The sequence below is a fragment of the Nocardia sp. NPDC056000 genome, assembly GCF_042269265.1.
Classification (GTDB): Bacteria; Actinomycetota; Actinomycetes; order Mycobacteriales; family Mycobacteriaceae; genus Nocardia.
Map to the genome: position 1 here is coordinate 117,577 of NZ_JBHJXS010000020.1, position 22,489 is coordinate 140,065.

The window sequence follows — 22,489 nt, forward strand, 5'->3', positions numbered from 1 at the left end:
GCCGCGGCAGCACCTGGCCACCACGGCGGGCTCTGCTCACTGGGCCGGAGTTTTCCGGCCTCGGAGCTACCTTACTTGGCGCTGATGGAGCGACCAGCCGACTTCAGGTCGTTGCACGCCTCTTGCACGCGCGCGGCCATGGAGGTTTCGGCCTTCTTCAGGTAGCTGCGCGGGTCGTACACCTTCTTGTTGCCGACCTCGCCGTCGATCTTCAGCACGCCGTCGTAGTTGGCGAACATATGACCGGCGACCGGGCGGGTGAACGCGTACTGGGTGTCGGTGTCGACGTTCATCTTCACCACGCCGTAGCGCAGCGAATCCTCGATCTCGGACTTGAGCGAACCGGAACCGCCGTGGAAGACGAAGTCGAACGGCTGCGCGTCCGCGCCCAGGCCCAGCTTGGCGGCCGCGACGCGCTGGCCCTCGGCGAGCACCTCGGGCTTGAGCACGACATTGCCCGGCTTGTACACACCGTGCACATTGCCGAAGGTGGCGGCGAGCAGGTACTTGCCGTTCTCGCCCGCGCCGAGCGCGTCGATGGTCTTCTGGAAGTCCTCGGGGGAGGTGTAGAGCTTGTCGTTGATCTCCGCCTCGACACCGTCCTCTTCACCGCCGACGACGCCGATCTCGACCTCGAGAATGATGTTCGCGGCATGGCACTGCTTGAGCAGTTCCTTGGCGATCTCCAGGTTCTCGTCGATCGGAATCGCGGAGCCGTCCCACATGTGCGACTGGAACAGCGGGTTCAGACCCGACTTCACACGCTCCGCCGAAATCGCGATCAGCGGGCGAACGAACCCGTCCAGCTTGTCTTTCGGGCAGTGGTCGGTGTGCAGCGCGATGGTGATGTCGTACTGGGCGGCCACCACGTGCGCGAATTCGGCGAGCGCGACCGAGCCGGTCACCATGCTCTTCACGCCCAGGCCCGAGCCGAATTCGGCTCCGCCGGTGGAGAACTGGATGATGCCGTCACTGCCCGCGTCGGCGAAGCCCTTGATCGCGGCGTTGATCGTCTCGGACGACGTGCAATTGATCGCGGGGAACGCGAAGGAGTTCTCCTTGGCCCGAGCAATCATCTCGGCGTAGATCTCCGGAGTCGCGATGGGCACAATGACCTCCGTAGTGGTGTGCTGTGTACAACAAATTCTGTCAGGCGACACCCTAAGGCAGTGTGGTTTCGACACAGTCGGTGGCCTCGGACCGAACATCCTGAGCGGACGCTGTGAGACATTCTGTGATGGACCGCATTCACCGGTAGGGTGGTGCCCGTGACCTTGCTGGCCGTGTCCGATGCCGTGACGACCAACGTCGCGCTCCCCGCGATTCTCGATCCCATGCATCTCCTTACGGAGACCTGGCTGAAGAACGCGGTGCTCCCGGCGATCTTGGTGATCGTCTTCATCGAGACGGGCCTGCTGTTCCCGATTCTCCCGGGCGATTCGCTGCTGTTCACTGGCGGTCTGCTGAGCGCCCAGGCGAATCCGCCGGTCTCCATCTGGGTGCTGCTGCCCGCGGTCGTGCTGATCGCGTTCCTCGGCGACCAGTCCGGATATTGGATAGGCCGGGCCATCGGGCCCGCGCTGTTCCAGAAGGAGGACAGCCGCTTCTTCAAGAAGAAGTACGTCACCGAGACGCACGAATTCTTCGAGAAGCACGGTCCCAAGACCATCATCCTGGCTCGCTTCGTCCCCATCGTGCGCACCTTCATGCCGGTGCTGGCGGGCGTATCGAAGATGGACTACCGCAAGTTCGTCACCTTCGACATCGTCGGCGCGATCCTGTGGGGCGGCGGCGTCACCGTGCTCGGCTACTTCCTCGGCAATGTCGAATTCATTCGTAAGAATGTCGAGGCGATCTTCCTGCTCATCGTGTTCGTCTCGATCCTGCCGGGCATCGTCACCGTGGTGAAGAACGTCCGCAATCGCGGCGCCGAGGCGGAGCTGGCCGCCACGTCGAACGAGCCGAACCGCTAGAGCCATCGGTGTCGACCACCCCGCTAACCCACGCTCTGAGCGCCTTCGGGCCGCTCGAGACAGCTGGGCCGGTGCTCGTGTGGACCGTCGTCCTCACGTTTGTCTTCCTGGAATGCGCGCTGATCATCGGGCTGTTCCTGCCCGGTGATTCGATGCTCATCACCGCCGGTGTCGTGCTGGCCTCGCAGGCCACCGGTGAGATGCACGTGTGGGCGCTGGCGGTCGGCACCATGATCTCGGCCATCGCCGGTAATCAGGTCGGCTATGTGATCGGGCAGCGCACCGGGCATCACCTGGTGGCGCGCAAGAACGGCAAATACATCAACACCCGGAATCTGGCCCGGGTGGCCGAGCTACTACACCGCCACGGATTCCTGGCGGTGCTGGTGGCACGCTGGATTCCGTGGGTGCGCACGCTGTGCCCGCTGGTCGCGGGTGCGGCCGGAATGGACCATCGCAAGTACACGATCGCCTCGACGGTGGGCGCCATCATCTGGGCCCCGGTGTTGCTGCTGGTCGGTTATTACGCGGGCAGTTTCCTGGAGAACGTGTCCTGGCTGATGCCCGCGGTGATCGGCACGCTGGTGGTCGGGCTGATCCTGGGCACGATCGTGGGCGTGCGCCAGTACCGTGCGGAAATGTCGCGGCCCGCAGAGGATTTCGAACTCGACGCGGAGTGCGAGACGGTCCCGATGCATGTCATCGGCCGCAACGACTGAGACCTCAGAGTCCCGCGGCGGTGACCGTGTGCGCGGCCTCCATGAGTTTCCAGCCCGAAAGCTGTACGGACAGATCACGTTCCGGAGTGCGCGAAGCCGAGACCGAACCGCCCTCGAAGCGGCCCGCACCCGAAACGCCGGGTAGTCGCGCGGGTAATCGCCAATCCGGGCCGAAGAGCGGTTCGCCCTCCACTTCCAGACGGTTCTCCCAGGCCGCGGTGGCCGATTTGCGGACGATCGCGGCCGCGGTGCGGCGCGCGTTCACCTGTTCGGTCTCATCGCCGGGCAGCATGACCGCGGCCAGCGCCAGATAGCGGATGAGAATGCCGTTGAACAGCCCGCCGTCGCCGCCACCACCGCCGATGACGATGCCGCCGCCGACCATATGTTCCTCGATGGCGGCGATCAGGCGGACCGCGCGATCCACGTGCCGGGGTTCGCCGGTGTGCACGGCCAGTTCGGTTTCCAGGCCGAGCACCACGCCCTGGCAGTAGCTGTAGGTGGGGCGTTCGACCTCACCGGAGGGCAGGTGGATGCCGTCGAAGATGAGCCCGGAGTCCTTGTCGCGCAGGTTGTCGTCGAGCCAGTCGGAGATTTCCTGGGCGCGCGGGTAGCGGCCGAGCCGGGCCATCGCGATGCCGACCGGACCGTTCGCGGGGGCATTGAAGAAATCCGAACCCTTACGCCAGGGCACCGCGCCGAACTGCGGTTCGAATCCGGTGTACAGCTCATTGCTCAACTGCAGCAGCGCGCCGCGCACCTCCTCGACGCCCTGGGTGCGCTCGGCCCGCTCCAAAGAGATTGTCAGCCAGGCCATATCGTCGTAGTAGTTATTGGTCCACCCGCTGATATTGCGTAACCGCATGGCGTGCGCGATCGACCAGATCCGCTTCTGCCGCACCGGCGTCGGCGCGCGATTGGCGGCATCCACCGCACAGTCGATCAGATGCGCCTGCCACCAGTAATGCCAGTTCGCGAACCCGCGTTCCCGCTTGGTCGCGGGCCAGCCGACCACGCCCAGGGCCGTACCCGGCATACCCCACAGCGTCCGCAGGTGCCGAGACACGATCGCGGACTCCGCCAGATCGGCGCGCTCCGCCCAGAGCGCGGCCGTCGGCTCGATATTGCGCCCGGTCCGCGAAGTCATAGGACATATCGTGCCAGGGCCACACCCCACCCCGTGGCTGATTTGTTACCAACCTTGTCCAATTGCCGTGGCGGTAGTCACTTCCACGCCGTTCGCAGGTCGGCGTGTTGCCGAACCCAGGCGTGCATCGCGATACCGGCTGCGACCCCCGCATTGATACTGCGGGTGGAACCGAATTGCGCGATCGAAACGGTCAGCAGGGCGGCGTCTTTGGCGGCCTCGGTGACACCCGGGCCCTCCTGGCCGAAGAGCAGCAGGCAATCGCGGGGCAGGTCGGCGGTTTCCAGCGGAACCGAACCCGGGACGTTGTCCACGGCCACCACCGTCAGGTCATGGGCGATCGCGAATTTCAGCAGTTCGGCGGTATCGGCGTGATGGTGAATGTGCTGATAGCGGTCGGTGACCATGGCCCCGCGCCGATTCCAGCGTTTGCGCCCGACAATGTGCACGGCCGCCGCGCCGAAGGCGTTCGCGGTGCGCACCACCGTGCCGATATTCGCGTCGTGCCCGAAGTTCTCGATGGCCACGTGGAAGGAATGCCTGCGGCTGTCGATATCGGCGACGATCGCCTCGCGGGTCCAATAGCGGTACGCGTCCACCACATTGCGGCGGTCGCCGTGTGCGAGCAGTTCCGGGTCCAGGCGCGGATCGTCCGGGGGTTCGGTGCCGTATTCGTCCCGCCACGGGCCGACGCCGTGCGGATGCTCACCCCATTCGGTGGGACCGGCCGGATCGCCCTCGGGGCCGTCGGCTTCGGGGGCGAGTGGATCGTCGGTACTGGCGGAACTCACTCGCGCCATCGTAATGGCAGGTCAGCACTGCCCTGCCCGCGCTGTCCGGAGGTCGCGCCTAATTCGTCGTACTGCCGACGACGCCGATCACGATGCTCAGGACCACGATCAGGACGACGAACACCAGCAGACCCGTGGCGATGATGCCGCAGATGTATCCGGCGTTCACCATGCCGCGACCGCCGATGGTGCCCCGGGAGGCGTCGATCTCATCGCGGACGCGACGGCCCATGACCCAGGCGACGGGTCCGATGACCTGGCACAGCACCAAGCTGAGAATGCCGAGCACCAGCACGGTGACGGCCTGCGGATGGTCCGGCGGCGGTGCGCCGTAATAGCCGGGCGGGGGCTGATACCCCGGCGGCGGCGGTTGATAGCTCATGCACATGATGCTAGGTCTTCGTGCTGGCCACACCCCGGATTTACGGGCCTGCTCCCTCGTTCCGAATCGGCCGCCCGGCCACGATGAGAGGTATGAACGAGACGGCCGCACTCCCCACTATCGTGCTCGGCATGCCCGACCCGGAACCCGCACCGCCACCCGCGAGCCCGGGCGACATGCTGCGCGCCTTTCTGCTGGCCCCGTTCCAGGCGCGGGCGTGGAAGGAATTCGCGTACCTGATCATCGCCTTCGTACTCGGATGTATCGCGGCCGCATACCTTTTCGTCGGCTTCGCCGGCGGCGTGTATTCGATCATCGTATTGATCGGGATTCCCGTGCTGGCCTGCGTGATTCTCGGCGGCCGGGTCTGGGGCCGGATCTATCGCGTGCTGAACGCGGTGCTGTTGAACAATCCGATGCCGGAACCGCAGCCGTTCACCTACCGGCCGGGGGTGCTGGGCTGGTTCCGCAGCGCCTACACCGATCGGACCTCGTGGCGCGCACTGCTTTTCCTTCTCATCCAGTGCCTGTTCGGCATGGTGCTGGGGTACGGGCTGCTGGTCGTGGTGGCGGTGGTCGGGTTCACCGCTCTCTCCCCCATTCCGTGGGCCCTGCTCAATCCCACCAATGTGGATGAGAACGGCGTCGAGCATCACTCGATGATCCAGTTCAACGAGTACTTCCTCGATACCTGGCCGCGCGTACTCGGTTTCGCCGCACTGGGTGTGCTCGGCTGTTTCCTGCTGCCGTGGCTGTTCCGATTCGTCTGCTGGCTGCACGGCTTGTTCGCGCTCTGGCTGCTCGCACCGACGGCCGGGGATCGCCGGGTGCTCGAATTGCAGGAGAGCCGCCGGGCCGCCGTGGACGATTCCACCGCCACGCTGCGCCGCCTGGAGCGGGATCTGCACGATGGCACCCAGGCACGCCTGGTCAGTATCGCCATGATGCTGGGCCGCGCCGAGGAACGCCTCGCGAGCGGCGGCGACGCCACCGAACTCATCGCGCAGGCCCGCACCGGATCCAAGGAAGCCCTGACCGAACTGCGCGAACTCGTGCGCGGTATCCATCCGCCCGCTTTGGATCTGGGTCTGGAAGCGGCGCTGGAGACCTTGGCCGCGCGCTGCGCCATTCCGGTGGAACTGCGGGTGCTGCTGCCGATCCGGCCGAGTCCTGCGATCGAGGCCATCGCCTATTTCTCGGTCGCGGAAATGCTCACGAATGTGGTGAAACACGCTGGCGCGAACCGTATCTGGGTGGCGGTGCTGCCGCAGGGCGCGGACGCGCTTGCGGTGAGCGTGCGGGACAACGGACAGGGCGGTGCGTTGCAACCGGTGGAGCGCCCGGGTGAAACCGCTGTGGCGGGCGGGCTTTCGGGGTTGGCGGCGCGTGCCCGCTCGGTCGACGGGTCGCTGCTGGTGGACAGTCCGGTCGGCGGACCCACGGTGGTCACCATGGTGTTGCCGGTGGCGGGACCGTAGTGCCCGTCGAAAACCGGCCGCCCCGTACGACAATCGAGAGGACAGCATGAGCACCCCCGATCGACTGCGCGTGGTGATCGCCGAGGACAACGCGATCCTGCGGGACGGGCTGACCGCGCTGCTCACCGATCGCGGTCACGAGGTGGTGGCCACGGTCGGCGAGGCGGACGGCCTGTCCGCCGCGGTGGCCGAGCACCGGCCCGATGTGGCGGTGGTGGATGTGCGCATGCCGCCCAGCTTCACCGATGAGGGCCTGCTGGCGGCGCTGGCATTGCGCCGCAGTCATCCCGAGACGGGGGTGCTGGTGTTCTCGCAGTGGATCGAAACCCGTTATGCCACCGAACTTCTCGCCTCCGGCGCGGGTGGCGTCGGCTATCTGCTCAAGGATCGGGTTGCCGATATCGGCGATTTCGTCGACGCGTTGCAGCGGGTCGCGACCGGCGGCACCGCCCTCGATCCGGAAGTGGTGAGTCAGCTCATGGGTGCGGCCCGGCAACAGGATTCGCTCGCCCGGCTCACCCCGCGCGAGCGCGAGGTGCTGGAGTTGATGGCGCAGGGGCTGTCGAATTCGGCGCTGGCGCAGGCGCTCACGGTGACCGAGCGAGCGGTGGAGAAACATATCGGCAATATCTTCACCAAGCTGGAGTTGCCGCCGTCGGATCTGCATCATCGGCGGGTGCTGGCGGTGCTGCGGCTCAAGGGTTAGCCGGCGGTGTTGAAACGTCGCTGTACGGTTGCCGAGCGTGGAACACTGGTTCCATGGTTCGGTCGAGTTCCGCGGAGACGGTGAAAGTCGTTGTGTCCTGGCCCGATCACCTATTGACGCTGGCGGAGTGGTCGGCGCTACCCAATGAGCGCGGTTCCTGCCGCGAACTGGTGGACGGGGTGCTGCTGGTGGCGCCGCAGCCGCCGCGGCATCAACTCGCGGTGTGGCGCTTGGCCGCTCAGCTGGAACCGGCGCTGCCGCGGCGGGTGGCGGCGCTGGCGCGGGTGGAATTGGTGATCGAGGAGACCCATCCGCCGACGGTGCGGGTGCCGGATGTGCTGGTGGTGGGCGGCGCGGCCGGGGCGGCGCACGCGACCCGGGTGTATCCCCCGGATGTGTTGGCGGCCATCGAGATCGTATCGCCCGGATCGCGGCGCACCGATCGGATCATGAAGTTCACCGAGTACGCCGAGGCCGGTATCGAGCACTACTGGTTGCTGGAGACCGACGGGTCGGTGCGGTTGACCACCTTCGGCTTGCGCGACGGGCGCTACGAGACGACCGGCACCTACACCGGGCAGGTAACCCTCGAACTGGACGGCATGGTGCTGCCCCTCGATCTCGACGCGCTCACCGCGCTGCGCACCACCGCCTGAGTCCGCACAACAGCCTGACCTCGCCCGATCCCCCACCCATACGGAATATTCGGACTATCCTGGAGTTCCGCAAGCCGTGGTTGGAGGGTCTCGATGGACCACGCGCGTATTTCTCGCACCGTACTCGGCGTCACCGTCGCGTACCTCGTCACGCTCTGCGTCTGGCTGGCCTGGCTGGTGCCGCTCACCCCGCCCGGCACGCTGCCGCTCCAGATCATCGTGCTGGTCGGCATGTTCGGCACCTTCCTCGGCATCGGAATGCTGCTGGCACAGCGCCCCTCGCACAGCGACCGCCAACTCCGGCGACACGGCCTGGAGGGCTGGGCCACCATCGAGGGCGTGCACCGGCTCATGCGCACCGACCACTGCACCGAGATCACCGAACTCGATCTGGAACTGGTGGTGCCCGGATCCGAGACCTATCGCGGCAGCATCGTCTTCGACGTGGAACCGGTCATCCGCCCGAGAATCACTGTGGGCGGCATACTTTCGATTCGCGTCGACCCGCGTAACCGCGACCGGATAGTGGTCTGCCTGTAGCAGCCGCGCGGGCCGGGGCAATCCGTCGCCGCAGGCAGCCGCCCGATTTGCCCGGGATGACCCGTAGCATCACTGGTCATGACCACCGCTATACCCGCTGTACCGCCCGACCGCCGAGAAGCGCCGCTGCTGCTCGATACCGAGCCGCCGCGCACGCTGAGCTTCAGCGACCAGGCGGCCTTCTGGCTGAATCTCGGCGTCAGCCTGATCGGGTTCAGCGGTGCGGCCTATGTCCTTTTCCCCACCGGACATCCGCCGCTGCCGATCGCGGGCGCGTTGCTGGCCACGCTGGTCGGCACCGTCGCGGGTATCGCGATGGTCGCCGGGGCCGGGGCCGTCGGGACACGCACGGGCGCGCCCGCCATGGCGGTGCTGCGCGGACTCTTCGGCACCAGGCTCTCCTATCTGCCCACCGCCGCCAATATCGTGCAGTGCATCGGCTGGGGCGTGTACGAACTCACCGTCATCACCCTCGGCGTCTCCGCGCTCACCCATGACCGGGTGCCGCACGCGCTGGTGATCATCGCGGCGGGCGTGCTGTCCACCACCATGGCGATCTGGCCGCTGCGGGTGCTGCACATCCTGCGCAAGTACGTCTCGGTCGCGGTGGGCATCGCGCTCATCTACTTCACGATTCAGCTACTGCGGCAACCGGTTCCGGAGCTCCCGGACACCAGTTGGAGCGGATTCTTCCCGGCCGTGGATACCACCCTCGCGGTATCGGTGTCGTTCGTGCCGCTGGCGGCCGACTACACCCGGCATTCGCGCTCGGCGCGCGGTGCGGCGGGCGCGGCGACGCTCGGCTATTCCATCGGGCAGTTCTGGTGCTATCTGCTCGGCATCCTCGCGATACTCCAGGCGGGCGGCGATGTCGACCACATCTTCGACACCCTGCTGGGCGTGACGGCGGGCTGGGCGTTCTTCGCGGTGCTGGTGCTGCGTGAATCCGATCAGTCGTTCGCGAACATCTACTCCACCGCCATGTCCATCCAGAACCTGCTGCCGCGCGTGGATCGCCGACTGCTGGCCTTGGGCGTCGGTGTGATCGTCACGGTGCTGGCGCTGCCCGTGCACGATTTCAGCGGCTACGCGAACTTCCTCTATCTGATCGGTTCGGTATTCGTGCCGTTGAGCGCGGTGCTGATCGTCAATTTCTTCTTCGGCAGCGGCAGGGACGGCTGGAACCTCACCCAGAACGCGCCCACCCGGCCACTCATGCTGCTGCCGTGGATCATCGGCTTCGTGGTGTACCAGCTGTGCAATCCGGGCTCGCTCACCTGGTGGGTGAACCTCTGGACCAAGGTGCAGGACGCCATCGGCTTCCACCCCGGCTGGTGGTCCTCGGCCTCCCTGTTCTCCTGGCTCGCAGCTGCTTTCGTCACCGCCATCCTGGTGGCCGTCCAGCGCCGGAGGTCCTGACCCGATGACCCGGGACCGCGTCTTCGGCATGGGTCAGGAACAGCTGGTCGCCCCCGACTGGCCGCCCCTGACCCCGCCGGAGATCGCGGCCCTGCTCGGCCCCGACGCCGTCATCGAATGGCGCAGTCCCCGGCCGCTTTCCGCGACCGCCCGGGTCCGCACCGCCGACGGCACACCGGTGATCGTCAAACGCCTCCCCCGCACCCTGCGCGATGCGACGGCCCTCGCGGAGGAGCACGCGTTCATGGATCACCTGCGCGACAGGGGAATTCCCATTCCTGCCATCGCGCTCACCCGAGAAATCGGCGAATTCGCCTACGAGGTACAGGAACTCGGCATCGGCGAGGATCTCTACCGCGGCGCGTTCTCCTGGTCCCCCTACCTCTCCACCGACCAGGCCCGCACCTCCGGCCGCATGCTGGCCCGATTGCATCTCGCCGCAAGGGATTACGACGCCCCATCCCGTCCACCCCGCCCTCTACTGGCGAGCTTCTCGATCTTCTCCGCACCCGACCCGATCGCCGCCATCGAGGCCCGCGCCGCCGTTCGACCGGCCCTGGCGGCCTTCCTCGCCACGCGAGACTGGCGCACCGAGGTGCAACGCCTGCACCTGCCCTTCCACACCCGCCTGCACCGCCTGCTCCCCCACCTGGACCCCCAGTGGACACACAATGACTGGCACGGCACCAACCTGCTCTGGCAGTCCACCGGACCCGGAGTCGAATCCCCTTCCACGGTCATAGATTTCGGCCTCTGCGACCGCACCGTCGCCATCCACGACCTGGCCGTAGCCATCGAACGCTGCGCCGTCGACTGGATCTCCCTGCGCGACGGCGGACCGGCCCACATCCAATTCGAGCAGGTCGAAGCCCTGCTTAACGGTTACCGATCGATCCGCCCGCTCGGTCCCACCGAGACTGCGGCCCTTCCCGAACTGCTACCGCTGGTGCACGCCGAATACGAGCTGTCCGAGATCGACTACTTCCTCGGCGTGATACCCGGCGGCAACCCCGAGAACGCCGAAATCGCCTACCGCCATTACTTTCTCGGCCACACCGCATGGTGGGCAGCCGAAGGCCGCGCCCTACTGTCCCGGCTCCCCTGACCTCGTACGGTCGGTCAGGGGCGGTGGGCGCGGGGGTCTGCCAGCAGGTACTGGGCGGCGGCGTAGGTGGTGAGGATGACGCCCTCGGTGATGCGCTGGGAGCGGGGAGTGCGGGCGAAGATCTTGCGCAGCACGATGAGTCCGTCGGAGACCGTGAAGAGCAGGGCTCCCACGCCGAGGCGGGTACGCGGGTCGGAACCCGGGATATTCAGGCCCGCAATGGCTTTCGCGCCGGGGGCGATGCCCGGATCGGAGGCCAGGGTGGCGGCTGTGCCGAGGGTCGCGCCGTAGGCGGTGAGGGGCAGGGCCACCGCCGGGGCCTTGGCCCGCATCAGGGCTGCCGCGCCCAGCCAGGCCACCAGTCGCTGGGCGGCGATCTGAGGTTGCGGGCGGCCGCCGCGCCGCCACCAAAGGCGGGAGTAGCCCGTCTGCATGAGGGCGAAAGATGAAGCGCCCGCGATCAATCGGCGATCGTCGTCCGGGTCGATGAGCAGGATATCGCCGACCGTGGCGGCCGCCAGGGAGCCGAGCAGCACTGTGCGGTCGGCGGATTCGAGGCCGTCGTCATTGGTGGCGATATCGGCGGCGAGCAGCGGCATGAGCAAAGGCTTTGCGGCCCACTGCAATGTGTGGCGGCCGGTGACAGCGCCGAACACTGTCACGACCGCCGCGCCGACGAAGGCGGCGCGGAACGGCCGGGGCATCAGAAGGAGGGCTCGGCGGGGACCGGGGGCAGCACCGCGACCTGGCCGGCGTAGGACAGGCCCGCGCCGAAGCCGAGCAGCAGCGCGAGCTGACCGCCCTTGGCCTTACCGGTCACCAGCATTTCCTCGATGGCCAGCGGGATCGAGGCGGCGGAGGTGTTGCCGGTGTTCTCGATGTCATTGGCCATGGGGAGATCGTCGGCGAGGCCGAGGTTCTTCTTCATGAGCTCGTTGATGCGGGCGTTGGCCTGATGCGGCACGAACACCTCGATGTCTTCCTTGGCCACACCGGAGAGTTCGATGGCGCTGGAGAGCGCGCGCGGCAGCGTGACCGCGGCCCAGCGGAAAACCTTGGGGCCCTCCATATGCAGCGACATCCGGCCGACGGGCTCGACCGCGGGATCGGTGCCCTGCAGCTCCTGCGCGCGGTTCATGAAGGCCAGGAAGTCGATGTCCTGGGCGATGGCTTCGGCGTTCTCGCCGTCGCTGCCCCACACCGTCGGCGAGATGCCGTTCTCCTCGGCGGGTCCGATGACGACCGCGCCCGCACCGTCGCCGAAGATCATGGCGGTGCCGCGATCGGTCGGATCCAGACCGACGGTCATGGTCTCCGCGCCGATGACCAGGATGTATTCGGCGGAGCCGGAACGAATCATGTCGGTGGCGACGCCCAGGCCGTAGCAGAAGCCGCCGCAGCCGGATACCAGATCGAACGCCGGGATGCCGTTCATGCCGAGGTCCGCGGCAATGGTGGGCGCACCGTGCGGGGTGAGCTTGAGCCAGCTGGAGGTGCACAGCACCAGCGCGCCGATCTTTGAGCGATCGATGCCGGTGTTCTTCAGCGCGCGTTCGCCCGCCGCCACCGACATCGATCGGATCGTCTCGTCGCCGCTGATCCACCGCCGGTTGTGGATACCGGTGCGGTCGAAGATCCACTCGGGGGTGGAGTCGAGCGTTTCGCACACCTCGGCGTTACTGACGATGCGCTCGGGCCGGTAAGCACCGATGCCGAGCATCGCAACATTCTGGGGACCCTTGTTGATTGCAATGCTCACCACAGGTGACTCACACGACCCTTCACAACAGCAGTTCGACAACGTTGTCGGACATAAGACCAACAACAGGCTAACTCAGGGCGACAGTTCAGCCCAGCGCCAGATCCTTCAGCCCGAGAATCGAGCGGTACTCCAAACCTTCGGCCGCGATGATGTTGTCGGCGCCGGTTTCGCGATCCACCACGGTGGCCACGCCGACCACGATGGCTCCGGCGTCACGCAATGCTCGCACGGCGGTGACCGGCGAGTTTCCGGTCGTGGTGGTGTCCTCCACCACCAGAACGCGCTTGCCGACGATGTCCGGGCCCTCGATCTGCCGCTGCATGCCGTGCGTCTTGGCGGCCTTGCGGACCACGAAGGCGTTGATGGGACGGCCGGGCGCGTGCATGACCGCGGCCGCGACCGGGTCCGCGCCCATGGTGAGCCCGCCGACGGATTCGAAATCCCAGTCCGCCACGAGTTCCCGCAGCAGTTTGCCGATGAGCGGCGCCGCCTCGTGCTGCAGGGTGGCCCGGCGCAGGTCCACGTAGTAGTCGGCTTCCTTGCCCGAGGACAGGGTGACCTTGCCGTGTACGACGGCGAGTTCACGTACCAGTTCGGCCAGTCTGTCCCGGTCGGTCGTCGTTACCTGCATTGCTGTGTCTATGTCCTTCCGCGTGCGTTGAAAAAGGCCCGATTCAGGCGGGTCACCAGGGACCGCGGGATCAGTCCGGCGACCGCGGCGATCGCTTTGTACTGCATGCCGGGCACACTGATCACCCGGTTCTTCTCCAGATCCGCCAGTGAGCAGGCGACCACCTGATCCACATCCAGCCAGAGCGGCCGGGGAAACGATTCGGTCGGCAGACCGGCACGTTCATGGAATTCGGTGTGGACCAATCCCGGGCATAGAGCCTGCACCCGGACGCCGGTCCCGGCCAGCCCGCTCGCCAGCCCTTGCGAGAAGGATACGACGTACGCCTTGGAGGCCGAATAGGTCGAGCCCCTCCCGGGTATCAGCCCGGCCATGCTGGCGACATTCACCACGGTTCCGTTGGCGGCGTGCAGCATGGGCGGCACGGCCGCGCGGGTGAGTTCGACCACCGCGGTGACGTTCACATCGAGTTGCGATCGCAGTGTCTCCGGCGTGGCTTCCCAGAACTCACCGGAGAGCCCGAATCCCGCGTTGTTGACCAGGAATTCGACGCCTTCGGCCAGCCGGGCGGCCACCCGGTCCCGGTCGGCGGCCACGGCCAGATCGGCGGGCAGTACCTGCGCCCGCGCCCCGAAACGCACCTCGCAGTCGTGCGCCAGCGCGGCGAGCCGCTGCTCATCGCGCGCCACCAGCACCAGGTCGTAGCCGAGCGCGGCCAGCCGGGTGGCGTACGCCTTACCGATTCCGGAGGTCGGCCCGGTGATCAAGGCCACCGGCCGATGCGCACCGGGCAGGCGCGCAGCGCTCATCGGCAGCTCGGCGCCCTGGGACAGCTCGGGAGAACCCTCGGTCATCGGCAACCCATCATTCGCACGACTGGTGAACGGTCGGCGATGACCGGGACAGCGCAATCATTCTGGCCCCTCGCACGCGGCACCGAGGGCAGTACCCGTGCAATTGGCCGCGTCTCGACGGTTTCGGCGGATCGAACCGATCGACCGCCGCGCGTCACCTCGGCGTCGGACCCTGATACGGGCGGAAGCCGGGGTGGAAGGGGCCGCCGGGCGGGGCACTGCGGCCCTGGTCCTTGCGCCAGCCTTCTTCGGGTTCCTCGTCGCGGCGGGGCTCGGGTTCGTCTTCGGGCCAGTCGTCCTCGGCGGCGGGGCGGCGCGGGGCGTCCTCGTCGTCGGCCCAGTCGTCGCCCTCTTCGGCGGGAGGCCAGTTGCGGCGCGGGCGATTTCGCGGATCCGGCACGACTTTCAGTGCGGGACGCCAGTTTTCGGGTTCGCCCTCACCTTCGCCACCGGCGATGTCACCGAGCAGGGGGCTGAGTTCGTCGTCATCGGCCTCGATTTCGGCCGCGCCGGGCGGGCGGGTGCGTCCCCGGCCGCGCTCGTAATCGCCGTCCTCGTCGTAGCCGTCGTAGTTCTCGTCCTCCGGAACCGGGTGCGAGCGACCGGGTTCGGGCAGTTCATCGCGGCCGCGTTCGGAGTTGATCACCGGCGGCAGCACGTGCAGCAGCCCGGACAGGCGCAGCACGGCGTCGATCGCCATCTCCCAATCCTTGGCGACCGAACTCACGTGCAGCATGCCGAGGGTCCAGTTGCCCTCACTCCACAGCTGTTGCACGGTATCGGGCAGCGATTCGATGAACGCCACCATGCGCTGATCCACCGCATGCCGGGCGATGTCCGGATTGGTCGCGAAGACCACCCGATCACCAATGGCGCCAAGCATTTCCAGATCGTGGTCCTTGGGCGGGGCGGCGGTCTTCATGCGCAGATCGATATCGATGTCCGAACCGATCTGCCGGCGCACCGCGACCAGGGTGGCGGCGTCCTCCAGATCGAAGAGTACGAACTTCTCGCCCTTGCGATTTCCGGACACCACATCCACCGCGGACAGGTACCCGAGCTTGGCCAGCGCGCCGCGCCGCCAGGTGGAGGCCAGCGCCGGTTCCACCGAAACATAGGTGTACCCCTGGGATTTCGCCCAGACCTGGCGCACATGCCCGGTGCGCTGCCGTTGCAGCCGATCGAAATAGAGCAGCACGATCGCACCCACCAGCGCGATCGCCGCCAACCCGAACCATATAGCCGTCATCGCCGCCTACCCTATCCAGCCGGGCGGGGGTATGCCCGGTATGCCTGCACTCATCGGGTTCCGCCGGGCAATGACGTGCTGATGATGAGCTTGGCCTGGATCGCTCCGTCGGCGGCCTTATCGCCCTGCACCATCACCATTTCACCCACCGGTATATCCGCCACCTTCGTACTTCCGAGCGAAATGACCTGCGTCCGTTCGTCGGTGTGCACGGTCACCGTAGTGCCGGACAGTGTTGTCATGGTGAGGGTGGTGCCGTCATTGCTCGCGATGGTGCCCATATTCGCGCCGAGTGAGTCGATATCGCCGAGGCCCGGAATCTGCGGAATGCCGCTGGGCAGCGGCTGCGACGAGGTGTTCCCGGGCAGGTTCGGCATGGGAAAACCGCTGGTGCGGGTGGTGGTGGAGGCCGCGGTATCGGATGAATCCTTGTTCGCGAGAAGCGCTCCCAGCAGTACCCCGGCGATGGCGACGAGTACGAAGGCGGCGATGCCCACACCTATCCACAGGCCGGTTTTGCGCGGCGGCTGCGGCGGGGCGGGCTGCTGCGGGAATCCCGCGGGCTGATAGCCGCCGGGCCCACCCGGATACCCTCCGGTCTGCCCGTAGCTGAGTCCGCCTTCGCCGGGCGGCATCTGGCCGTATCCGGCCGCGCCGCTCGGGGTGTAACCCGCCGGGTTCGGGGTGTAGCCCGGTGGATAGGTGGCGGTGGGTGGGGCGTAGCCCGCGCCGCTGTCGTAGCCGCCCCAGCTGGCGTCGTACGGCGGCAGCACCCGGGTGGCTTCCGGTCCCTGCTGCTGCCCGAAGTATTCGGTGGGCGAGATGTGCTCGCCGCCGCCGTGGTTGTCCGCGACTTCCGAGGAGTGCCCGACCTGTTCGGCGGGGTGCTCGACCTTTTGGGTCGGCTCCTCCCCCGGGCCAGGTTCAGGCCGCCGCGACCATGGATCGCTCGGAGTTGTCATGGCCTCCAGCCTAAGCTGCCGGACTCCTGCGGGGCTTGAACTCGACCGAGCGGTTCCGAATCGGCCATCTACCGGCAAATGAAAATGCCGCACTTTCCACAGCGAAAAGTGCGGCATTCCCGTTTTTCCGGACTAGCGGCCGACGATCAGACTGTCGCCGTCCGGGGTGACGTTGACCTTCACGGTGTCCCCGTCCTGCACCTCACCGGCCAACAGCTCCTTGGCGAGAGTGTCGCCGATGGACTGCTGGATCAGCCTGCGCAGCGGACGCGCACCGTAAGCCGGATCGTAGCCACGCACCGCGAGCCAGAACCGCGCCGAATCCGAGACGTCCAGCTTCAGGCGACGCTGGGCGAGCCGCTTCTGCAACTGGTTCAGCTGGATGTCGACGATCGACTCCAACTGCTCCTCATCGAGCGGATGGAACATGACCACATCGTCGAGCCGGTTCAGGAACTCGGGCTTGAAGGCCACCCGCACCGCGTTCATGACCATCTCGTTCGATCCGCCCGCACCCAGATTCGAGGTGAGAATCAGGATGGTGTTGCGGAAGTCGACGGTGCGGCCCTGACTGTCGGTGAGCCGGCCCTCGTCGAGCACCTGCAACAGGATGTCGAACACATCCGGATGCGCCTTCTCGATCTCGTCGAAGAGCACCACGGAGTACGGCCGCCTGCGCACCGCTTCGGTGAGCTGACCGCCCTGGTCGTATCCGACGTAGCCCGGGGGCGCACCGACCAGGCGAGCCACCGAATGCTTCTCGCTGTACTCGCTCATATCGATGCGGATCATGGCGCGCTCATCGTCGAACAGGAAGTCCGCCAACGCCTTCGCGAGTTCGGTCTTACCGACGCCGGTGGGTCCGACGAACATGAAGGAACCGGTCGGCCGATTCGGATCGGCCACGCCCGCGCGAGCCCGGCGCACCGCATCGGAAACCGCCTGTACCGCGGCCTTTTGACCGATGACGCGATTGCCCAGCTCATCCTCCATGCGGAGCAGTTTCTGGGTCTCGCCCTCCATCATGCGGCCGACGGGGACACCGGTCCACGCCGAGACCACCTCGGCGATATCGTCCGGGCCGACCTCCTCCTTGAGCATGACGTCACCATCGGACGCGCCCTTGGCCTTGGCCTCGGCTTCGGCGAATTCCTTCTCCAGCTTGGGGATTCGCCCGTACCGGAGTTCGGCGGCCTTACCGAGATCGCCATCGCGTTCGGCGCGCTCGGATTCCCCGCGCAGCGCTTCGAGCTGTTCCTTGAGCGCGCTCACCGAATCGATGGCCTGCTTCTCGTTCTGCCAGCGGGTCATCAATTGATTGAGCTTCTCGCGGTCGTCGGCGAGTTCGGAGCGCAGTTTCTCCAGGCGTTGCTTGGAGGCGTCGTCGGTCTCCTTGGCGAGCGCGACCTCTTCGATCTCGAGGCGGCGCACGGCGCGTTCCACCTGGTCGATTTCGACTGGGCGGGAATCGATTTCCATGCGCAGCCGGGACGAGGCCTCATCGACCAGGTCGATGGCCTTGTCCGGCAGGAACCGCGAGGTGATGTACCGATCGGACAGGGTCGCCGCGGCCACCAGCGCGGAGTCGGTGATGCGCACGTGGTGGTGCACCTCGTACCGCTCCTTGAGCCCGCGCAGGATGCCGACGGTGTCCGCCACCGAGGGCTCGCCGACCAGCACCTGCTGGAATCGGCGCTCCAGGGCCGGATCCTTCTCGATGTGCTGGCGGTATTCGTCCAGGGTGGTCGCGCCGACCAGGCGCAGTTCACCGCGCGCCAGCATGGGCTTGATCATGTTCCCGGCGTCCATGGCGGATTCGCCGGTCGCGCCCGCGCCGACGATGGTGTGCAGTTCGTCGATGAACGTGATGATCTGTCCCGCACTGGATTTGATCTCCTCCAGCACGGCCTTGAGCCGCTCCTCGAATTCACCGCGGTACTTGGCTCCGGCGACCATCGCGCCCAGATCGAGCGAGACGAGTTTCTTGCCGCGCAACGATTCCGGGACATCGCCCGCGATGATGCGCTGGGCCAGCCCCTCGACGATGGCGGTCTTACCGACGCCGGGCTCACCGATGAGCACCGGATTGTTCTTGGTGCGCCGGGACAGCACCTGCACCACGCGCCGAATCTCGGTGTCGCGCCCGATGACCGGGTCCAGTTTGCCGTCGCGGGCGGCGGCGGTCAGATCGGTGGAGTACTTCTCCAGCGCCTGATAGCTGCCCTCGGGATCGGCATTGGTGACGCGGGTGTTGCCGCGCACGGCGGTGAACGCCTCACGCAGCGCGTCCGCGGTCGCGCCGTATTTGAGCAGCAGTTGCGAGACGTCCGAATCCCCGGCGGCCAGGCCGACCATGAGGTGTTCGGTGGAGACGTATTCGTCGCCCATCTCGGTGGCCAGCCGCTGCGAGGCGGTGATGGCGGCCAGCGCCTCGCGCCCGAGCTGCGGTTGGGTGGTGGCGCCGCTGGCGCGCGGCAGCCGGTCGACAATGTCCTGCGCCTCGCGCCGGACCGTGGCCGGATCTACGGCGACGGCCTTCAACAGGGGTGCGGCGATGCCGTCGGTTTGATCCAGCAACGCCACCAGCAAGTGCGCCGGACGGATTTCCGGGTTGCCCGCGGCGGAGGCCGCCTGCAATGCGGCGGTCAGGGCCGCCTGGGTCTTGGTGGTGGGATTGAACGAGTCCACGTTCACCTTCCTACTAGTCGCTTACTCGAACCAACGCGACAGGAGTTGAGTCTGTTCCGCTCAAGTCTGACGAATTTCCGGTGCGACCACCAGTGCCGAAGGTCCCCGTAAGGCTACTCGCCACGAACAAAACCGAATGGCCTGAATCACACCGGTTCCAGGGTGTCCCTGCCTACGATGAACCGGGTTCGTTGACGCATCACCCGCTCATCCCAAGCTCGGACATCCGGACGAATGGAGCAGCAATGCGCGCGATCGTGGTTCGAGAATTCGGCGGCCGCCCCGAGGCCGCCGATATGCCCGTCCCCGAGGCCGGACCGGGTGAACTCAAGATCGAAATCGAGGCCGCGGGCGTCAACCCCTTCGACCAGCGCATCATCGACGGCTTCCTGGACGGCAAACTGCCGCACGACTTTCCGCTCATCCCCGGCGTGGACGGCGCGGGCCGGGTGGTCGGCATCGGCGCCGATGTCACCGATGTCGAGATAGGCGAACGCGTGGTCGGCAAATGGCTCAACCCGCCGCTCGGGCACGGCACCTTCGCCGAATACATCGTGGTGCCCTCGACCTCGATCATCGCCCGGATACCGGACGAGGTGACCTCCATCCAGGCCGCCGCCCTGCCCACCGCGGGCATCACCGCGCTCGATCTCATTCACGCCGCGAAGGTGGCGGCCGGGCAGAGCGTGCTGATCGTCGGCGCGTCCGGCGGCGTCGGCTCCTATCTGGTGCAGCTCGCGGCGCTGGCGGGAGCGCACGTCATCGCGACCGCGCGGCCCGACGACACCGATCGGATGATCCGGCTGGGTGCGACCGAGGTGGTCAACTACGGGCGGATCACCGTCACCGACTCGCCGACCCATGCCGAGGGCGCGCCGCTCTCGATCGCGGATTCGGTGCGGATCACAGTGCCCGCCGGAGTCGACGTGCTCTTCGATCTGGTGAGCCCGCCACCGCTGTTCGCCGACAATGCGAGCGTGGTCAAGTCCGGCGGTGCGGCGTACACCACCGTCTGGTCCGCCGACGAGGAAGCGCTCAAAGCGCGCGGCATCACCGGCGGGAACTTCGAATCCAGCGGCGGCGCACCGGAATTGCGGGAACTGCTGCGCGATGTCGGCAATGGCGATCTGGTGGTCCCGATCGACAACACCCCGCCCCTGGACGCGGCCCCGGAAGTTATCGGCGCCTCCGGAGCACGTGGCAAGACGGTGTTGGTTATCTGAACCCCCGGTGCGTCGCCGCCGTCCAACTACCGGCAAATTCACAACCCTCGGCTATATCCGTGCGACCACGGTTTTTTCAGGGATACTTGACGCGGAGGACCGCCTGGAACCAGGCGCGTCCGGGGTAGTAGCAAGGAAAGGAAAGCTCGACGTCGTGGATGCGCGTTCAGCAGCGCTGGTCCGCGCAAACTTCCGGACAGTCGTCGAGGCCCCGCACGGGCCCGAACGACTGATCAGCGCGTTCTACGGTCACCTATTCGCGGAGATCCCCGCCCTGCGGGAACTCTTCCCCTCCGCCATGGATATGCAGCCCAAGCGGCTGGTGACGGCCGTGCAGTTCGTGCTCGACAATCTGGAGGATTGGGACCGGGCGCAGCGATTCCTGGAGCAGCTCGCGCGCGATCACCGCAAGTACGGTGTGGAGGCGGCGCACTACGACATTGCCGGTCGTGCGCTGCTCGCCGCGTTCCGCTCCTATAACGGGGTCGGAAATTGGAGCAGGCAGCTGGAGTCCGGATGGCGCGATATCACCATCCTGATTTCGGCGTCCATGGCCATCGGCGCGAATTCCGATACGTCACAACCGTATTGGGAGGCGACCGTGGTCGGGCACCGGCGGGTGGTCGACGATCTGGCCATCGTGCGGCTGCAATCCGATACGCCGATCCCCTATCAGGCGGGACAGTATGTGCCGGTGGCGATTCCGCAGCGGCCCAAGATGTGGCGGTATCTCTCGCCCGCGATTCCCGCCAATCAATACGGCGAGATCGAATTCCACGTCCGCAAGGTGCGCACCGGGTGGGTGAGCCCGGCCATCATCAATGAGACCAAGGTCGGCGACCGCTGGATGATCGCGTCCCCGCTGGGCGGGCTGCACGTGGACCTGCGCAGCCGCCGCGATGTGCTGATGATCAGCTCCGGCACCGGTATCGCCCCGATCCGGGCGCAGCTGATCGAGATGGGGCGGCGCGGTATCAATCCGCGCGTGCACCTGTTCATGGGCGGGCGCTACCCCTGCGATCTGTACGACGTGGAGAACATGTGGCAGCTCTCGCAGAGCAATCCGTGGCTCACGGTGATCCCGGTGTGCGAGAACGAGACCAACCCGTGGTGGCATCCGTACCCGCCCGCGGATCCGCCGTTCGGCATGCACCGGCGGCTGATCGGTAACCTGGGCGCGGTGGTGGCCAGTTTCGGCGCGTGGGCGGATCGGCAGATCCAGATCGCCGGGTCGGCGCGCATGATCGCGGACACCAAACGGGCACTGTTGGCTGTGGGCACGCCCGAGTCGGCGATCAACTCCGACCCGGTGTGAACCCGCGTCCCGGCCGCACGCGCGCCGGGATGATGGTTTTGCGGTCTGTGTGAGAGATAGTGCGGTGCAAGGTTTTTCGATGAGCAGGAGTGTGCGGTGACCCTCGACCCCGATCAGACCGGCCCGATTCGGATCGACGGCCCGACCGAGTGGCCCGCCACCGTGGTCGGCGCGCACCGCCTGCGCGAGGATCTCACGGTGGTCCGGCTGATCGGCGAGTTCGTGCCGTTCGCGCCGGGCCAGTCGGTGGAGGTGCGCACCCCGCAGCATCCGAATATGGTGCGCCGCCTGTATCCCGCGCTGCCGCCGTCGCTGGACGGCAAGCTGGAGTTCCACATTCGCACCGTGCCCGGCGGCTGGTGCAGCGGTTCCATGGTGGCCGACACCCGCACCGGCGACGAGTGGAAGATCCGCAATCCGGCGGGCTGGCTGGCGGTGGCCGACAATGCCACCGACCTGATCATGATCGCCGACGGGGTGGGCCTGGCCCCGTTCCGCGCGCTGCTGCTGGATATCTCACGCCGCGAGCAGCCCCCGCGCACCCACCTTTTCGTCGGCGGCCGCTTCCCGCGCGATCTCTACGCCGCCGATATGCTGGCCCTGCTCGCGAACGAATTGCCCTGGCTGACAATCATTCCCGTGGTGCTGGACGAGCAGGATCCGGACTGGATCGACGACTGGTACGAATCCTGCCGCGTCGATATCGGCTTCCAGCCCGAGGAGCTGATGCCCGGCACCCTCGCCGAGGTGGTCCACCGCTTCGGCCCGCTGGACCTGCAGCAGATCCTGGTCTGCGGCGGCGCGGCCATGGTGCAGTCCACGGTGGAAATGCTCATCGCCACCGGCACCCCGCGCGAACTCATTCGCTACGAAGGGTTCTGAGAGTTAG

22 protein-coding genes are annotated in these 22,489 nt (G+C 66.8%); 11 read left to right on the forward strand and 11 right to left on the reverse strand.

The features are described 5' to 3' along the window. Positions 1 to 71: 71 nt before the first annotated feature. Entirely contained in the window at positions 72 to 1,109 is a 1,038-nt protein-coding gene (gene fbaA / locus ACFC4D_RS43040) for a class II fructose-bisphosphate aldolase (RefSeq protein WP_375960976.1), read from the reverse strand. A gap of 174 nt (positions 1,110 to 1,283) precedes the next feature. Between fbaA and ACFC4D_RS43045 the strand changes: the two genes are divergently transcribed. Both ACFC4D_RS43045 and ACFC4D_RS43050 read left to right on the forward strand, forming a co-directional pair. Then, a complete protein-coding gene (locus ACFC4D_RS43045) occupies positions 1,284 to 1,973 on the forward strand; it encodes a DedA family protein (protein WP_375963731.1) in 690 nt (229 codons plus the stop codon). Positions 1,974 to 1,981: 8 nt separating this feature from the next. Continuing rightward, a complete protein-coding gene (locus tag ACFC4D_RS43050; protein ID WP_375960978.1) occupies positions 1,982 to 2,692 on the forward strand; it encodes a DedA family protein in 711 nt (236 codons plus the stop codon). Positions 2,693 to 2,696: 4 nt separating this feature from the next. Here ACFC4D_RS43050 and ACFC4D_RS43055 read toward each other — a convergent pair whose 3' ends face one another. The 3 genes from ACFC4D_RS43055 to ACFC4D_RS43065 form a co-directional block, all read right to left on the reverse strand. After that, positions 2,697 to 3,839 carry a glycoside hydrolase family 76 protein gene (locus tag ACFC4D_RS43055; RefSeq protein WP_376072253.1) on the reverse strand — a complete coding sequence of 381 codons (1,143 nt, stop codon included), beginning with the start codon at positions 3,837 to 3,839 and terminating at the stop codon, positions 2,697 to 2,699. 77 nt (positions 3,840 to 3,916) lie between these two features. Continuing rightward, positions 3,917 to 4,639: a TrmH family RNA methyltransferase gene (locus tag ACFC4D_RS43060; RefSeq protein ID WP_375960982.1), complete on the reverse strand. Its 723-nt coding sequence runs from the start codon at positions 4,637 to 4,639 to the stop codon at positions 3,917 to 3,919. A gap of 49 nt (positions 4,640 to 4,688) precedes the next feature. Beyond that, on the reverse strand, positions 4,689 to 5,012 hold the full coding sequence (locus ACFC4D_RS43065) for a DUF4190 domain-containing protein (protein ID WP_364636216.1): 324 nt from the start codon (positions 5,010 to 5,012) through the stop codon (positions 4,689 to 4,691). 92 nt (positions 5,013 to 5,104) lie between these two features. On the opposite strand from ACFC4D_RS43065, the gene ACFC4D_RS43070 reads away from it, so the two are divergent. From ACFC4D_RS43070 to ACFC4D_RS43095, 6 genes are all read left to right on the forward strand, one after another. Beyond that, on the forward strand, positions 5,105 to 6,490 hold the full coding sequence (locus ACFC4D_RS43070; protein WP_376072256.1) for a sensor histidine kinase: 1,386 nt from the start codon (positions 5,105 to 5,107) through the stop codon (positions 6,488 to 6,490). Between the two features lie 64 nt (positions 6,491 to 6,554). After that, the gene (locus tag ACFC4D_RS43075; protein WP_375963734.1) at positions 6,555 to 7,196 is read left to right on the forward strand and encodes a response regulator; all 642 of its coding nucleotides are present in this window, start codon (positions 6,555 to 6,557) and stop codon (positions 7,194 to 7,196) included. Between the two features lie 53 nt (positions 7,197 to 7,249). Beyond that, positions 7,250 to 7,852: a Uma2 family endonuclease gene (locus tag ACFC4D_RS43080; RefSeq protein ID WP_376072258.1), complete on the forward strand. Its 603-nt coding sequence runs from the start codon at positions 7,250 to 7,252 to the stop codon at positions 7,850 to 7,852. A 93-nt stretch (positions 7,853 to 7,945) separates the two neighbouring features. Beyond that, positions 7,946 to 8,392 carry a hypothetical protein gene (locus ACFC4D_RS43085; RefSeq protein WP_375960988.1) on the forward strand — a complete coding sequence of 149 codons (447 nt, stop codon included), beginning with the start codon at positions 7,946 to 7,948 and terminating at the stop codon, positions 8,390 to 8,392. 78 nt (positions 8,393 to 8,470) lie between these two features. After that, on the forward strand, positions 8,471 to 9,811 hold the full coding sequence (locus tag ACFC4D_RS43090) for a purine-cytosine permease family protein (RefSeq protein WP_376072261.1): 1,341 nt from the start codon (positions 8,471 to 8,473) through the stop codon (positions 9,809 to 9,811). 4 nt (positions 9,812 to 9,815) lie between these two features. Then, positions 9,816 to 10,916: a phosphotransferase enzyme family protein gene (locus tag ACFC4D_RS43095; RefSeq protein ID WP_376072264.1), complete on the forward strand. Its 1,101-nt coding sequence runs from the start codon at positions 9,816 to 9,818 to the stop codon at positions 10,914 to 10,916. 14 nt (positions 10,917 to 10,930) lie between these two features. Here ACFC4D_RS43095 and ACFC4D_RS43100 read toward each other — a convergent pair whose 3' ends face one another. The 7 genes from ACFC4D_RS43100 to clpB all read right to left on the reverse strand — a co-directional run bounded on the left by ACFC4D_RS43100 (position 10,931) and on the right by clpB (position 19,062). Then, positions 10,931 to 11,620, reverse strand: coding sequence for a lysoplasmalogenase family protein (locus ACFC4D_RS43100; RefSeq protein ID WP_376072267.1), 690 nt, complete (start codon positions 11,618 to 11,620; stop codon positions 10,931 to 10,933). Beyond that, positions 11,620 to 12,678: a beta-ketoacyl-ACP synthase III gene (locus ACFC4D_RS43105; protein ID WP_375960996.1), complete on the reverse strand. Its 1,059-nt coding sequence runs from the start codon at positions 12,676 to 12,678 to the stop codon at positions 11,620 to 11,622. Before ACFC4D_RS43105 ends, ACFC4D_RS43100 begins: the two co-directional genes overlap by 1 nt. A gap of 85 nt (positions 12,679 to 12,763) precedes the next feature. Continuing rightward, entirely contained in the window at positions 12,764 to 13,309 is a 546-nt protein-coding gene (gene pyrE / locus ACFC4D_RS43110; RefSeq protein WP_364636241.1) for an orotate phosphoribosyltransferase, read from the reverse strand. An 8-nt stretch (positions 13,310 to 13,317) separates the two neighbouring features. Continuing rightward, positions 13,318 to 14,118 carry an SDR family NAD(P)-dependent oxidoreductase gene (locus ACFC4D_RS43115; protein WP_376072311.1) on the reverse strand — a complete coding sequence of 267 codons (801 nt, stop codon included), beginning with the start codon at positions 14,116 to 14,118 and terminating at the stop codon, positions 13,318 to 13,320. 199 nt (positions 14,119 to 14,317) lie between these two features. Then, positions 14,318 to 15,412 (reverse strand): hypothetical protein, encoded by a 1,095-nt coding sequence (locus tag ACFC4D_RS43120; RefSeq protein WP_375960999.1) that lies wholly within the window; start codon positions 15,410 to 15,412, stop codon positions 14,318 to 14,320. 50 nt (positions 15,413 to 15,462) lie between these two features. After that, positions 15,463 to 16,374, reverse strand: coding sequence for a DUF5666 domain-containing protein (locus tag ACFC4D_RS43125; protein WP_375961000.1), 912 nt, complete (start codon positions 16,372 to 16,374; stop codon positions 15,463 to 15,465). Positions 16,375 to 16,506: 132 nt separating this feature from the next. Beyond that, the gene (clpB, locus tag ACFC4D_RS43130) at positions 16,507 to 19,062 is read right to left on the reverse strand and encodes an ATP-dependent chaperone ClpB (RefSeq protein ID WP_375961002.1); all 2,556 of its coding nucleotides are present in this window, start codon (positions 19,060 to 19,062) and stop codon (positions 16,507 to 16,509) included. A 245-nt stretch (positions 19,063 to 19,307) separates the two neighbouring features. On the opposite strand from clpB, the gene ACFC4D_RS43135 reads away from it, so the two are divergent. The 3 genes from ACFC4D_RS43135 to ACFC4D_RS43145 all read left to right on the forward strand — a co-directional run bounded on the left by ACFC4D_RS43135 (position 19,308) and on the right by ACFC4D_RS43145 (position 22,482). Then, positions 19,308 to 20,285 carry an NADP-dependent oxidoreductase gene (locus tag ACFC4D_RS43135; protein ID WP_376072269.1) on the forward strand — a complete coding sequence of 326 codons (978 nt, stop codon included), beginning with the start codon at positions 19,308 to 19,310 and terminating at the stop codon, positions 20,283 to 20,285. Positions 20,286 to 20,439: 154 nt separating this feature from the next. After that, positions 20,440 to 21,600, forward strand: coding sequence for an FAD-binding oxidoreductase (locus tag ACFC4D_RS43140; RefSeq protein ID WP_375961006.1), 1,161 nt, complete (start codon positions 20,440 to 20,442; stop codon positions 21,598 to 21,600). Positions 21,601 to 21,696: 96 nt separating this feature from the next. After that, positions 21,697 to 22,482, forward strand: coding sequence for an FAD-binding oxidoreductase (locus ACFC4D_RS43145; protein WP_376072272.1), 786 nt, complete (start codon positions 21,697 to 21,699; stop codon positions 22,480 to 22,482). Positions 22,483 to 22,489: the final 7 nt, after the last annotated feature.

Bases quoted from the DNA above. Each gene is read 5' to 3' on its own strand.
- ACFC4D_RS43055 (WP_376072253.1), bottom strand. From the start codon at position 3,839: ATGACTTCGCGGACCGGGCGCAATATCGAGCCGACGGCCGCGCTCTGG.
- ACFC4D_RS43060 (WP_375960982.1), bottom strand. From the start codon at position 4,639: ATGGCGCGAGTGAGTTCCGCCAGTACCGACGATCCACTCGCCCCCGAA.
- ACFC4D_RS43065 (WP_364636216.1), bottom strand. From the start codon at position 5,012: ATGAGCTATCAACCGCCGCCGCCGGGGTATCAGCCCCCGCCCGGCTAT.
- ACFC4D_RS43070 (WP_376072256.1), top strand. From the start codon at position 5,105: ATGAACGAGACGGCCGCACTCCCCACTATCGTGCTCGGCATGCCCGAC.
- ACFC4D_RS43080 (WP_376072258.1), top strand. From the start codon at position 7,250: ATGGTTCGGTCGAGTTCCGCGGAGACGGTGAAAGTCGTTGTGTCCTGG.
- ACFC4D_RS43085 (WP_375960988.1), top strand. From the start codon at position 7,946: ATGGACCACGCGCGTATTTCTCGCACCGTACTCGGCGTCACCGTCGCG.
- ACFC4D_RS43090 (WP_376072261.1), top strand. From the start codon at position 8,471: ATGACCACCGCTATACCCGCTGTACCGCCCGACCGCCGAGAAGCGCCG.
- ACFC4D_RS43095 (WP_376072264.1), top strand. From the start codon at position 9,816: ATGACCCGGGACCGCGTCTTCGGCATGGGTCAGGAACAGCTGGTCGCC.
- ACFC4D_RS43100 (WP_376072267.1), bottom strand. From the start codon at position 11,620: ATGCCCCGGCCGTTCCGCGCCGCCTTCGTCGGCGCGGCGGTCGTGACA.
- pyrE (WP_364636241.1), bottom strand. From the start codon at position 13,309: ATGCAGGTAACGACGACCGACCGGGACAGACTGGCCGAACTGGTACGT.
- ACFC4D_RS43115 (WP_376072311.1), bottom strand. From the start codon at position 14,118: ATGAGCGCTGCGCGCCTGCCCGGTGCGCATCGGCCGGTGGCCTTGATC.
- ACFC4D_RS43120 (WP_375960999.1), bottom strand. From the start codon at position 15,412: ATGACGGCTATATGGTTCGGGTTGGCGGCGATCGCGCTGGTGGGTGCG.
- ACFC4D_RS43125 (WP_375961000.1), bottom strand. From the start codon at position 16,374: ATGACAACTCCGAGCGATCCATGGTCGCGGCGGCCTGAACCTGGCCCG.
- ACFC4D_RS43135 (WP_376072269.1), top strand. From the start codon at position 19,308: ATGCGCGCGATCGTGGTTCGAGAATTCGGCGGCCGCCCCGAGGCCGCC.